Origin of the sequence: Pusillimonas sp. (assembly GCF_035515275.1) — a bacterium.
Taxonomy (GTDB): domain Bacteria; phylum Pseudomonadota; class Gammaproteobacteria; order Burkholderiales; family Burkholderiaceae_B; genus Pusillimonas.
Map to the genome: position 1 here is coordinate 1 of NZ_DATJBQ010000143.1, position 13,551 is coordinate 13,551.

Sequence of the window (13,551 nt, forward strand, 5' to 3'; positions counted from 1 at the left end):
CTCGTTCGCCGATGAAATCATTGTTGTCGACTCCGGTAGCGCTGATCGTATTTGTCAGATCGCACGCGACAAGGGCGCCAAGGTGGTCGCGACAAGCGATTGGCCATGTCAAGCGCCCGATTTTTTTGCGGACCAAACCCCGGCCAATCGCTTGTCACGACCACCTTGGCGCCCTTGTCGCGTGCGATCTGGCAAGTGCGGTCGGCGCTACCGGAGTCGACCACAATGATTTCATCAGCGAACGAGACCGAGTCGAGGCATTCGCCGATATGCCGTTCTTCATCTTTGGTGATGATGATGACTGACAGCGTCATGCCCTTTGCCTGCGCGCTCGCTTCCAGAGCTTGAAACGATTGAAGATGGGACCGATGAACGGGTGGGCGGCCACCTGGATTCTGCGTCCGACTGAATTGCCCGTGGTATTGCGCACTGCAAAACGATAGATATGGGCGGGGTCATGCCCGACCCGGTTCTGGCCAAACGCCTGTGTGGTGTACAAATATTTGAAGCCGGCCTGCTGGGCCACCCGCACGTAATCGGCATCGAAATATCCTTGGGGCCAGCAAAAGTGCTCGGACACTTCGCCCAGATTTGCCATCAACGTTTGACGCGACTGCTGAAGCTCTTGTTCTATGAGCGCATTTTTTTCGTGAGCCCGATCGCTTTTGTCCCAACGTGTGTGTGTGTGAGTGTGGCTGTGAAACTCGATAAGGCCGCTTTCCTGCATGGCCTTGATCTCGCTCCAGCGCAAAATAACGCTGTCGGAGTCACCCTGCTCGATGCGGCGTTCGCACTCAGCGTGCTCGGGGGTGTCGGGCAGCACTTGCTGCTGCCCCAGATGCGGCCGAACAGGGCCGTCATTAACCAAAGAGGTGATTAAAAACACCACTGCCTTGTACCCATACTTTTTAAGCAGCGGATAGGCATAGACCCAGTTATCCAGGTAACCGTCATCGAAAGTGATCAGTACCGATTTAGGCAACACCGGCTCGCCGTTAAGGTGTGCGGCAAATTCCTCGGTGGTGAGCGACCGGTATCCATGTCGGGAAAGCCACGCCAATTGGTCTTCGAAGTTTTTGGGTGACGCGTTGATTGCACCGCCCGAGGGGGTGACGTGGTGGTACATAAGAACCGGAACCGAGTGGGCTGTTTTCATCTGCGTTCGCTCAACCAGCGTATATAACAAGATTCGATATTTTGAACCATGGCCTGCGGGGTAAACTTGCCCTCTTCGAACACGCGGCGTCGGCCCGCAGCACCCATGCGGTGCCGAAGTTCCGGGTCGTCGATAAGCGTCTGCAGCGCCTGGGTCAGGGCCGGCTGATCGCGCAAGGGAACGAGCAGGCCGGTAACCCGATTTTCCATCATTTCGGGCACACCGTCGACGTCAGTGCCAATAACGGCAAGACCGGCCGCAGCCGCTTCGACCAGTACCGTACCCGACGCCTCTTGTTCTGTGGCCAAAGCAAACAAATCGAATCCAGCCAACAGATTGGGGACGTCGTTGCGGCGTCCCAGCAAATGAACACGCTTGCCGAGGTTTTTTTCTGCGATGTGAGCCTGCACCTCTTCGAAGACCGGAGAGCCCCCACCCACGAAAACCAGATGCAGATTGGGCCTGGCACGAATCAGCGGCTCGATGGCGTCGATGAGCGCCCGGTGGCCCTTTTGGGCCCGCATCACCGCCACGCAGCCAACGACTATGTCGTTTTGCGCGAGCTTTAGCTCGTCACGCAAGGTGGATGGCTGGTTCCAGGTGGCAAGATTGACCACCGGATAAACCGTTGCCACGTGCGAGGGCGGCACCCCCCGCTCGATTAGATGGTTGCGCACGAAATTGCTGGCGGTGGTTACCCGATGGGGAATAATGGTGTACGACAACAGCGAACCCACCCGTTTTGCCAGATGCCGCGTGCGCACGATAAGCGGCGTGCCTGCCAGGCGAGCGGCCGTACCGGCGAGAATCGTGTCTCGGCGGCTATGGGTGTTAAGCACATCGAAACGGCCCTCTCGCAGCACACGGCGTAATCGCGTCACGCCTTTAACAAAGTTGGCCGGGCCGTCCATAAGCAAAGTGTGTACGGTAAAGCCGTCGTCTCGCAACCGTTGCGCCAGCACCGCATGCGGCTGACAAATGGCTTCCATATGATGGCCATGATCGCGCATGGCCGTCATCATCTGATGGATGTATTGCTCTTGACCGCCAAAACTGGTTGCTGCCTCGGAATGAATGATGCGTAAAGGCTTCATAGGTACGCGATCTCCACGCGGTCGGCAGACACCCAGCCGTGCAGCCTGTCAAACATATCGTCGGCCATGCGCACCCGCCAGGCCTCGCCCAGCCGCAACACGCACTGATAACTATCGCGTTCGAGACAGACTTCAACCTGCACGCCCGCAGATTGGTCGCCGGGCGGAGCACGAAACGGATCCAGCACCTGCCTGAGCCTTTGCACGTCCGCGTCACCGTTCAAGGTGATACGCAAGGCTCGTGCACGTGCCTCGCGCGCCAACTGCAGGTCGTACAGGACCTCGGCCGAGACACGCAAGCCGCCCGAATAATCGTCGTTGCTGACTTTGCCATGGACAATCACCAGGCGGTCTTCTTTAAGCCGGTCGCGATGCTGTTCGTACAGTTCGTTGAACACCGCCACTTCGACCTGCGCCGAGCCGTCGTCCAGCACGGCGTAAAGCATTTTTCCGCGTCGGGTCATGCGGGGTCGCACCGACGCCAGGACTCCGGCAAACCATTGCAAGCCGCGCGCCGGCTCAAGCCGCGCCAGGGGCTTGGGCGCAAAACGGCGGACTTCGTCGCGCCAGGCGTCAAACAGATGGCCGCTGAAAAAGAAACCCAGCGCGGCCTTCTCTTCGGTAAGCCGTGTCTGAAGATCCCACGGGGCGACTTTGGCCAGGCCTTCTTCGACAATGTCGTTGCTGTCGTCGTCGAACAGCGACACCTGATTGGCGCTGCGCTCGGCCTGTTCGGCCGCTTCGACGGCATTGCCGATACTGGCCAGCAACGCCGCCCGATTTTCATCGATGCCGTCAAAGGCGCCTGCGCGAATAAGGGCTTCGATGGTACGGCGATTAACCGTATGCCGGTCGATGCGACGACAAAAATCAAACAGGCTTGTGAATGGACCGCCCTCTTGGCGTGCCCGAATAATTTCTTCGACCGCTGCCTGACCCGTGCCCTTCACGGCACCCAGCCCGTAGCGTATGGTGCGCGGCGGGCGACCCTGTTGCATGTGCCGGTCAGACACGGGCTCAAACCGATAATTGGAGTCGTTGACGTCGGGCGGCAGAACCTCGACCCCGTTGGCCAGGGCGTCTTTCCAGAACACTTGCACCTTGTCGGTGTCGTCCATGTCGGAAGACAAGGTGGCAGCCAGGAACTCGGCAGGGTGATACACCTTGAGCCAAGCGGTTTGGTAGGCGATCAGCGCGTAGGCCGCCGAATGACTCTTGTTAAAGCCGTAGCCCGCGAACTTTTCCATCAGGTCGAACAGCTTGACCGCCAGCTCGGCGTCATAGCCTTTTTCGACTGCACCCTTTTCAAAAATGGCGCGATGCTTGGCCATTTCTTCGGGTTTTTTCTTGCCCATGGCACGACGCAGCATGTCGGCACCACCCAGCGTGTAGCCGCCGATAATCTGCGAAATGAGCATCACCTGTTCTTGATAAACAATGACACCGTAAGTGCTGCGCAGAACCGCTTCAAGGTCTTTATGGAAATAATCCACCTCGGCACGGCCATGCTTTCGATTGACGAAGTCGACCACCATGCCCGACTCGAGCGGCCCCGGCCGATACAACGCCAACATGGCGATCACGTCTTCGAAGGTGCTGGGACGCAGATTTCGCAACAGCTCTTTCATGCCTCGCGATTCAAGCTGGAACACGGCGGTGGTGTTGCCTTCGCTGAGCAACTGATAGGTGCCCAGGTCGTCAAGCGGCAACGACATGATGTCGAAATCTTGTTTGTCGCTGTTGAACTGGCGCACATAGCGCACCGCCCAATCGAGAATGGTCAGGTTGCGCAAACCCAGAAAGTCGAACTTGACCAGGCCCGCAGCCTCGACGTCGTCTTTGTCGAACTGCGACACGGCGTTGCTGTCAATGCCCGGTTGACAATACAAAGGGCAGAAGTCGGTCAGCTTGCCGGGGGCGATAAGCACCCCGCCGGCGTGCATGCCGATATTGCGCGTCAGCCCTTCAAGCGGCCTGGCCAGGTCGACCAGGGCGCGGACCTCTTCATCTTGCTCGTAACGCTCTTTGAATGCAGGCTCGTCGGCCAGCGCACGCTCGAGTGTCCATGGGTCGGCCGGGTTGAACGGAATGAGTTTGGACAAGCCGTCACACAACATGTAGGGCATTTCAAGCACGCGCCCCGCATCACGTACTACGGCCTTGGCGCCCAAGGTACCAAAGGTGGCGATCTGGCTTACGGCCGCCTTGCCGTACTTTTGCTTGACGTAATCAATGACCCGCTCGCGGTTGTCTTGGCAGAAGTCAATATCGAAGTCGGGCATCGATACGCGTTCTGGGTTAAGAAAGCGCTCGAACAGCAAGTCGTAGCGAATGGGATCCAGGTCGGTGATGCCCAGCGAATACGCCACCAGCGAGCCCGCCCCCGAACCCCGGCCCGGCCCAACAGGCACGCCATTGTGCTTGCCCCAGTTGATGAAGTCGGCCACGATCAGGAAGTAGCCCGGAAAGCCCATGTCGATAATGGTCTTGCATTCCCAATTGAGGCGCTCCCGGTACTGCGGGTAGCGCTCGTTGCGCTCGGCCTCGTCCGGAAAAAGCTGCAGCATCCGTTGATCGAGCCCTTGGTGCGACAGTTGAATCAGGTAGTCGTCAAGCGTTACGCCATCGGGTGTGGGAAAGTCGGGCAATCGTGGTTTGCCCAATTCAAGCTCAAGCGTGCACCGCTTGGCAATTTCCACCGTGTTGGCCAAGGCCGAAGGCACGTCTTGAAAACGCCGCGCCATTTCCTCGGTGTCCAACAGATACTGGTCAGTGCTAAAGCGACGCACCCGCCTGGGGTTGGCCAGTTGCTCGCCTTCGGCAATACAGACGCGCGCCTCGTGCGCGCGAAAATCGTCCGCATGCAAAAACTGTACCGGGTGGGTGGCCACCACCGGCAGGTTCAACTGGGCGGCCAGGCGCATGGCGGCTTGCACATAGGCTTCGTCGCCGTCGGCGGCGCGCTGCAGCTCGATGTAAAACCGCCCGGGAAACAGCTCGGCCCACTGGCGGCCCAAACGCTGTGCCAATTCGGCGTTACCTGCCTCTAGCGCCTGTCCGATGTCTCCGGCACGTGCACCGGACAAGACAATCAATCCGTCGAGGCCGGTCAGCCACTCGCGTTTCAGCTCAGCGCGACCGGCATACTGGTTGTCAAGCCAGGCCTGAGTCAACAGTTCGCATAATTGCAGGTAGCCGGCGTGGTTGCGCGCCAGCAACAACAGCCTGTGGGGCTTGTCCCGGTCGATTTCGTTCTGCAGCCACACGTCGCATCCGGCAATGGGCTTGACGCCGGCACCGCGTGCGGCCTTGTAGAACTTGATCAGCCCGAAGAGATTGCCTAGATCAGTCAGCGCCACAGCCGGCTGGCCAAAGCTCGCAACCTTCTTGACGAGTTCTGGAATACGAACAATGCCGTCGACAACCGAAAACTCAGAGTGGACGCGCAAATGGACAAAAGTGGCGGGCATGGCAGATTTCATGAACAGGATTGTACTTAAGGAACCCCGGAAGGAACCGGACGTCGGAGGCCAGATTGCCTATCGCTGCATGGCAGCCCATGCTTTCTGCAGCCGCTTTACGGAAACGGGCATGGGGGTACGCAACTCTTGGGCGAACAGGGCAACACGAAGCTCTTCAAGCAGCCAGCGGAACTCATCCAGCGTGGCATCGGCAGCCCCTTTCAGGCCACTACGGGCACGTTGATACTGGGTAAGCAACGGAGCCATTTCAGCCATCAGTCGCTGATCACGCGCGGGGTCGGCCCGAAGCTTGTCGATGCGGGCCTGAGCCGCCTTCAAGTAACGAGGGTAATGCGACAACTGCGTGTAAGGCGTATCGCGCACAAACCATTTGCCCATTAGCGCCGTCAATTGAGCATTCAGGTCGGCATACGCAGCCGAATGCGGCTTGGCCTGAGGCAGTTTTTTCTGCAACGCAGACCATTCGGCCAAGATGGTTCCGGCAAGCCTGGCAACCTCTTGAGCCAGCAAGCCTACGCGGGTACGCCCTTCGGCCACGCGGGCCTCGAACGCCTGGCGATCGGCAGGCCACGGCTCGGCCAGACAGGCACGGTCGATGGCAGTGTCGATGATCTGATCCCGCAGCTCTTCCTGAGTGCCCAGGTTTATATACAGCATGCTCATTCGCGTCAGGCCGTCCAGGTTTTTCTCCAGGAACTTTACCTGCTCGCGCAGAGCCAGCTTGAACAGCCGCAATAAGCCGGCGCGATGCTTGCGCTTTGCCTCGGCCGGGTCATCGAACACATCAAGATCGCAATGCGTCTTGCGGTCAATCAGTGCGGGGTAGCCGACAAATGACTGTCCCTTGCGCCGAATCTCCATCAGTTCGGGCAGTTCGCCGAACGACCACTCGACCAGGTTCTCGTGCGCCAATACCTGGCCCACGCTTTCGTCACTGGCGGCGACCTTCTGGAAAGAGGCCTGGGCGCGACTGCCGTGTTCAGCCTTTAACTGATCAAGGTTACGACCTCCCGAGAGCATGCGACCGTGCTCATCCACAACCTTGAAGTTCATAAACAAATGCGCCGGCAGCGTTTCAAGCTTGAAGTCGCTGGGCGACGGGCGAACTTTGACCTGTTCCCACATGTCGCTGCGAATCGCCTCAAGCAAACCCATCGACGGGTCGGCTGCCCGTTCGTACCAGCGCTGATAGAAACCCGCAGCATAGTCGGGCAGCGGCACGCAATGACGCCGCATCTTTTGAGGCAACGACTTGAGCAGCAAGTGCACTTTCTCTTTGAGCATGCCCGGCACCAGCCATTCGCAGCGCATGGGGTCAACCTTGTTCAGGGCAAACAAGGGCACGGTAAGGGTCACACCGTCGCGTACGGAACCTGGCTCGAAGTGGTAGTCAAGCGCCATGTCCACCCCTTGCCAAGACACCTTCTTGGGGAAAACATCGGTGGTGACACCCGCCGCTTCGTGGCGCATCAAATCGTCACGATTCAGACGCAGAGCTTCCAGTGCAGGCTTGTCCAGGCCGCCCGCCCATTTTTCCAATGTCGCGGTCTGATAGATGTCCGCCGGAATCTGCTTGTCGTAGAACGCGAAAATCAGCGTATCGTCCACCAAAATATCGGGTCGACGCGTTTGATGTTCGAGCTTTTCGATCTTGGCGATCAGTTGCCGGTTGTGCTGAATAAAAGACAGGCGTGTGTCGATTTCTCCTTGCACGAGGGCATCGCGGATAAAGATTTCTCGCGCCTGTACCGGGTCGATCTTGCCAAAATGAACGCGGCGCCCGGTGTATACGGGCAGGCCGTAAAGCGTGGCTCGCTCGTTGGCCACGACTTGTCCGCTTTTGCGGTCCCAACGTGCATCTGACCAGTTTCGGCGCAGCAAGTGGGCGCCGGTCTTCTCTAGCCAGGGGGGCTCGATGCGTGCAACGCAACGCGCGTATAACCTTGTTGTTTCCACCAGTTCGGCCGCCACGATCCAGCGACCTGCTTTTTTTACCAGGCTGGATCCGGGGTGAATCTGAAAGCGGATTTCGCGGGCACCCAGATAGCCGCCCCCCTCTTCATTCTTGAGACCGATGTTGCCCAACAAACCCGACAGCAACCCCAGATGGATCTGCTCGTAGGTGGCGGGCGAGGCGTTGACCCGCCAACCCTGCTCACCCACCAGGGCGGCAAGCTGGCTGTGCACATCGCGCCATTCGCGCAGTCGGGTCGGCGACAGAAAGTTCTGACGCAACAGCGTCACCAGCTTGCGCTGCGAGCCTTTATGGGCCACCTGCTCGTGATACCAGTTCCACAACTTCAAATAACCGAGAAACTCGGATTTTTCGTCGCGGAACTTGGCATGAGCGTTCTCGGCCGCTTCACGTTCGTGCATGGGCCGATCACGCGGGTCCTGCACCGATAATGCCGCAGTAATGATCAGCATCTCGGCCAGACATTGCTGAGCTTGCGCTTCAAGTATCATGCGAGCCAGGCGTGGATCGACCGGCATTTTGGACAAGGAACGACCGGTGGACGTCAGGCTGTTGACGCCGTCCAGGGCACCCAGTTCCTGCAGCTGCTGATAACCGTCGGCGATGGCTCTGCCAGTGGGCGCTTCGACAAAAGGAAAGGTTTCGATGTCCTCCAGCTTCAGCGCCTTCATGCGCAAAATAACCGAAGCCAGCGACGAGCGCAAAATCTCGGGGTCGGTAAAAGCCGTCCGGGTCTTGTAGTCGGCCTCGTCGTACAGCCTTATACACACCCCGGGGCCGATACGACCGCAACGGCCCGCACGCTGGTTGGCCGAAGCTTGGCTGATGGGCTCGATGCGCAACTGCTCAACCTTGTTGCGCCAGGAGTAGCGCTTGACCCGCGCGAGACCGCTGTCGACCACATAACGAATACCGGGCACTGTTAATGAGGTCTCTGCCACGTTGGTGGCCAGCACCACGCGTCGGGCATTGCCTTGAGGGCGAAAAATGCGTTCTTGCTCGGCCTGCGACAGGCGAGCAAACAGCGCCAATACCTCGGTGCCCGGCGGATGATGCTTGCGCAAGGCTTCGGAGGCCTCGCGAATTTCGCGTTCGCCGGGCAAGAACACCAGTATGTCGCCCGAGCCGTGCCTGGCGCATTCGGCCACCGCATCGACCACTGCGTCGATCAGGTCGCGTTCTTCATCCTGAGATGGGGCAGCGCCTTGGCCGAAAGCGCTACGTCGCGCAGAGCCCGCTTCAGCTTCTTCTTCACGCAGCACCGGCCGGTACAGCACTTCGACCGGATAGAGCCGGCCCGAGACTTCAATTACCGGCGCGGGCTTGCCGCCCATCTGGAAATGGGTCGAGAATCGCTCGGCATCGATCGTGGCCGATGTGATGATGAGCTTGAGGTCGGGCCGACACGGCAGCAACTGCTTGAGGAAACCCAGCAGAAAATCGATGTTCAGACTACGCTCGTGGGCCTCGTCGATAATAATGGTGTCGTAGCGGCGCAGCATGGGGTCGCGCTGCGACTCGGCCAGCAAGATGCCGTCCGTCATGAGCTTGATTGCCGTATTGGCACCGCTTCGGTCGTTGAACCGAATCTGATACCCCACCCAGTCACCCAGCTCGGAACCAAGTTCTTCGGCCACGCGTCGGGCAACCGACGTGGCGGCCAGACGCCGGGGCTGCGTGTGGCCGATCAGGCCTGCCTGGCCACGGCCAAGCTCCAGACAGATTTTGGGCAGCTGTGTTGTCTTGCCCGAACCTGTCTCACCGCTTACGATGACAACCTGATGGGCCTGGATCGCCGCCGCGATATCGTCACGGCGCGCGCTGACAGGCAGGTCTTCCGGATAGCGTATCGGGGGCAGCGGCCGAGCAGCTCTTGAGCCGGGCCTATTGCCTCTGGGATCTTTTCTGTGTTCGTTTACCGACAAATCGACGGGCTCTTGCATGAAAACTCAAATAAAGCGGGTATGCGTCATTATAATTTTGCATTGATGTAAATAACTGGGAACCCTGGTGCAGAACGACTCGGCCCTTAACGACCCTGAAACTCTCTCGGCGCATGACGCGCCCGAATTCGCGCCCGCCCAGTTTGTGCGGTGGTTCCGCGAAGTCGCCCCCTACGTTCACAACTTTCGGGGCAAGACCTTCGTGGTGGCCTTTGGCGGCGAACTGGTTTTCGACGGCGCCCTGAACACCCTGATTCAAGACCTTTCACTGCTTTCCGCCCTTGGCGTCAAGCTGGTGTTGGTGCATGGCTCGCGTCCACAAGTAAATGAGCAACTGATGCTCAAGGGCTACACCACGCAGTTTGGCCGCGGAACCGAGCCGACCTCGCCCGAAGCACTTGAATGCGCCAAAGAAGCCGCCGGAGAAATCCGCCTGGACATCGAGGCCGGATTTAGCCAAGGGCTGCCCAACACCCCCATGTCGCATGCGCAGATACGGGTAATTTCGGGTAATTTCGTTACCGCTCGCCCGGTCGGCATTATCGACGGTGTCGACTATCAGCACACCGGCGCGGTGCGCAAGCTTGACGTCGACGCCATTAAGTCGGTGATGAGCCAAGGCGCGATTATATTGCTTTCGCCGCTGGGGTTTTCTCCGACCGGCGAGGCCTTTAACCTGGCCATGGAAGACCTGGCAACCAGTGTTGCTGTGGCGCTGCGAGCCGAAAAACTTATTTTCCTGACCCAAGACCGCATCGTACGGCAAGAAGACGGCAGCGTCGACACCGAGCTTGCCCGTGAAGAGGCCGATGCACTGCTTGCCACCGAAACACTCGACGAAGACACCTCTTTTTTCCTTAGCTACGCTTCACGCGCGGTCAAGCGCGGCGTGGCACGAGCCCATCTGCTGCCTTACACGCTTGATGGCAGCGTGCTGCTCGAAATTTTCACCCACGACGGCGTGGGCACCATGGTCGTCGAAGACAACCTTGACGACCTGCGGCCCGCCACCATGGACGATATCGGCGCCATCGTACGCCTGATCGAACCCCTGGAGGCCGACGGTACCCTGGTGCCACGTGGTCGCGGAGTCATCGAGCGCGAAGTCGAGCTCTTTACCGTGCTCGAGCACGACGGCGTTATTTACGGCTGCGTGGCGCTCAAGCCTTACCTTGAAGAAGGCATGGCCGAAATGGCCTGCCTGATCGTCCACCCCGAATGGCAAGGCTCGGGCGAAGGCGAAATGCTGCTGCGCCACGCTGAAGGCAAGGCCCGCGCCATGGGCGCCCGGCGCCTTTTTGTGCTGACCACACGTACTTCGCACTGGTTCATGAAGCGCGGTTTCGCACGCGGCGGCATTTCCGACCTGCCCACCGAACGCCAGGCTCACTACAACCGTTCGCGTAACAGCCTTGTATTCATCAAACGGCTATAAACGCCGGCTGGGCGGCCGCGCACCGGCCCGCAATCCGCACACGCACTTTGCTCCCGGCGGGCACCACGTGCCTACCTTATCCGCCGACCCGCCTCGCGGGCGCTTACCTTGTACAATAAACCGGTTGATCAACTGCACTTTTACTAGGTAGGAATGTCATGGCACGCATGGTCCAATGTGTAAAACTCAAGCGCGAAGCCGAAGGCCTGGACGCGCCCCCGTATCCCGGCGAACTGGGTGTGCGCATCTGGCAAAATATTTCCAAACAGGCGTGGGCCCAATGGGTCGAAACCCAAACACGGCTCGTCAACGAAAACCGGCTAAACCTGGCAGATATCCGGGCTCGCAAGTATCTGGCTCAGCAAATGGAAAGCTATCTGTTCGAAGACGCCAACGTCGAAGCCCAGGGCTACGTGCCCCCCCCGAACTAGACGTCGTTTTCTTCTTCGTAGGGCGCGCCACGCGCGGCGCGCTCGGTAGCCTTGACGCCGGTGTGTCGAACGTCGTCGCCCACCACCATGTAAATAACGCGTTCAGCCATGTTCTTGGCATGGTCGCCGATGCGCTCGAGCGAACGCGCAATGAAGATCAGATCGATGGAGCGGGTAATGGTGCGCGGATCCTCGATCATGTAGGTAATGAGGTGGCGCAAAGAGGCCTTCCATTCTTTGTCGACTTCTTTGTCGCTGCGCACCACCGTGGCCGCATGAACGGAGTCTTCGCGTGCGAAGGCATCGAGAACGTCGCGCAACATGGCCACAACGAAATCGCGCATATGACGAAGCTCGACCGCCGCAATGAACCGCCCTTCGTTCTCGTGCAGCCGGCGGGCCACCTTGGCGATTTTCTCGGCTTCGTCGCCGCAACGCTCCATGTCGGTAAGCATTTTTGACACCGACAACAACAGACGAAGGTCGATGGCCGTGGGCTGGTTGCGGGCAATGATGAGCCCGATGCGCTCGTCGATTTCGACTTCGAGCCGGTTGACCTCTTTTTCGCGCTCGCGCACGCGATCAACCAAGGCCAGGTCGCCGGTGATCAGCGTTTCGACGGCGTCGTAAACCATGGCCTCGACCAAGCCGCCCATTTGAAGAAACATGGACTTGGTGGTTTCGAGGTCGGTGGAAAACTGCCTGTTGGTGTGTTCGGTCATATCGGCCTTCAATGCGAAAACTATGGAATCACGATCCATTTGCTACAGACATGATAATCCATTAAAAGCAAAAATCTTAGCACCGGATTGTGACGTGATTGTTAAACCGAAGTACGGTGCAGCTCTCGCACCCCACCCTGGCCCGACACCAAGGCGACGTCGGCGCCTTCAATGGCAAACAGCCCGCAAGCGACCACCCCAGGAATATCGTTGATTTGCGATTCCAGTGCCGCAGGGTCGGTGATACGCAGGCCTTCGACGTCCAGAATACGACAACCGTTGTCAGTGACGAAACCCTTTCGTTCTTTAGGGCGACCACCCAGTTTTTCCAGGCGCCGGGCCACGGCCGCCAGCGCCATGGGAATGACTTCGACCGGAAGTGGGAACGCACCCATTGTCTGGACCAACTTGGACTCGTCCACAATACATACAAAACGCTGAGCAACGGAGGCCACGATCTTTTCGCGTGTCAGTGCCCCGCCGCCGCCCTTGATCATGTTCAGCGCCGCATCGAGTTCGTCGGCCCCGTCCACATATGCCGGCATGGTCGCAACGTCGTTCAGATCGAGCACTGAAATGCCCACACTTGCCATGCGTGCCGAGCTGCGCTCGGAGCTGGACACCGCAGCACGAAATCGATGCTTGTGCGCGGCCAGGGCGTCGATGAAAAGGTCGACGGTCGAACCGGTGCCCACACCCAGCACTGAGTCGGGCGTTAACAACGGCAAAACGTAGTCCACGGCCGCCTGCGCCACATTGCGCTTCAATGCGTTTTGATCAAGCATGCTCACCCCTTGAGTTCATCATATTTTTTAGCCGAAAAACCGACAGAAACTCGACCGTCGGCGTCGACACGTACAGGCCGTTTGATTAATGCAGGAAACTCGGCGATCAATCCCAGCCACTGTTCATCACCTTGAGGCGTCTTGCGCTCGTCAGGCAGGTTGCGCCATGTCATGGACGCCCGGTTGACCAGTTTTTCCCAACCGCCCAATTGGGCTTGCCAATCGCTGAGCGTGGACGCCGGCACGGGCTGATCGCGATAGTCGGTAAATTCGTACGCAATACCTTGCTCTTGAAGCCAGGACATGGCTTTGACGCAGGTGCTGCAACGCTTCAGGCCGTACAGACGTATGGTATTCATGTTTCTCAGGTTTCCTCTTTGCGCCATTGCACTTTGCTGGCGGCAATCACACACAGGCCCACGACCACAATGAACAAGGTAGCCAGGGCGTTGATTTCGGGTTTCAGCCCCAGGCGCACCCTGGAGAAGACCTCGAGGGGCAAGGTGGTATAGCCGGGCCCCGACAAAA

9 protein-coding genes and 2 pseudogenes are annotated in these 13,551 nt (G+C 58.9%); 2 read left to right on the plus strand and 9 right to left on the minus strand.

Annotation, left to right across the window (positions count from 1 at the left end):
• Positions 1–101: 101 nt before the first annotated feature.
• The 5 genes and pseudogenes from VL003_RS10465 to hrpA all read right to left on the minus strand — a co-directional run.
• A pseudogene (locus VL003_RS10465) lies at positions 102–314 on the minus strand (glycosyltransferase); the annotation flags it as partial.
• A complete protein-coding gene (locus VL003_RS10470) occupies positions 311–1,156 on the minus strand; it encodes a polysaccharide deacetylase family protein (protein WP_325442204.1) in 846 nt (281 codons plus the stop codon). The pseudogene VL003_RS10465 and the gene VL003_RS10470, both read right to left, overlap by 4 nt.
• On the minus strand, positions 1,153–2,250 hold the full coding sequence (locus VL003_RS10475) for a glycosyltransferase family 4 protein (protein WP_325442206.1): 1,098 nt from the start codon (positions 2,248–2,250) through the stop codon (positions 1,153–1,155). Before VL003_RS10475 ends, VL003_RS10470 begins: the two co-directional genes overlap by 4 nt.
• A complete protein-coding gene (gene dnaE, locus VL003_RS10480) occupies positions 2,247–5,720 on the minus strand; it encodes a DNA polymerase III subunit alpha (protein ID WP_325442208.1) in 3,474 nt (1,157 codons plus the stop codon). Before dnaE ends, VL003_RS10475 begins: the two co-directional genes overlap by 4 nt.
• Before the next feature lie 69 nt (positions 5,721–5,789).
• Positions 5,790–9,650, minus strand: coding sequence for an ATP-dependent RNA helicase HrpA (hrpA, locus tag VL003_RS10485; protein WP_325442210.1), 3,861 nt, complete (start codon positions 9,648–9,650; stop codon positions 5,790–5,792).
• Positions 9,651–9,717: 67 nt separating this feature from the next.
• On the opposite strand from hrpA, the gene argA reads away from it, so the two are divergent.
• Positions 9,718–11,085, plus strand: coding sequence for an amino-acid N-acetyltransferase (gene argA / locus VL003_RS10490; protein WP_325442212.1), 1,368 nt, complete (start codon positions 9,718–9,720; stop codon positions 11,083–11,085).
• Positions 11,086–11,243: 158 nt separating this feature from the next.
• On the plus strand, positions 11,244–11,516 hold the full coding sequence (locus VL003_RS10495) for an oxidative damage protection protein (protein WP_325442214.1): 273 nt from the start codon (positions 11,244–11,246) through the stop codon (positions 11,514–11,516).
• Here the strand turns inward: VL003_RS10495 and phoU are convergent.
• From phoU to VL003_RS10515, 4 genes and pseudogenes are all read right to left on the minus strand, one after another.
• Complete coding sequence (gene phoU / locus VL003_RS10500; protein WP_325442216.1) at positions 11,513–12,238, minus strand: phosphate signaling complex protein PhoU; 726 nt, start codon at positions 12,236–12,238, stop codon at positions 11,513–11,515. The genes VL003_RS10495 and phoU overlap by 4 nt on opposite strands.
• 101 nt (positions 12,239–12,339) lie before the next feature.
• A complete protein-coding gene (gene rpiA / locus VL003_RS10505) occupies positions 12,340–13,023 on the minus strand; it encodes a ribose-5-phosphate isomerase RpiA (RefSeq protein ID WP_325442218.1) in 684 nt (227 codons plus the stop codon).
• A 2-nt stretch (positions 13,024–13,025) separates the two neighbouring features.
• Positions 13,026–13,382, minus strand: a complete 357-nt coding sequence (locus VL003_RS10510) for a Spx/MgsR family RNA polymerase-binding regulatory protein (RefSeq protein ID WP_325442220.1) — start codon at positions 13,380–13,382, stop codon at positions 13,026–13,028.
• A gap of 5 nt (positions 13,383–13,387) precedes the next feature.
• A pseudogene (locus VL003_RS10515) lies at positions 13,388–13,551 on the minus strand (putrescine ABC transporter permease PotI); the annotation flags it as partial.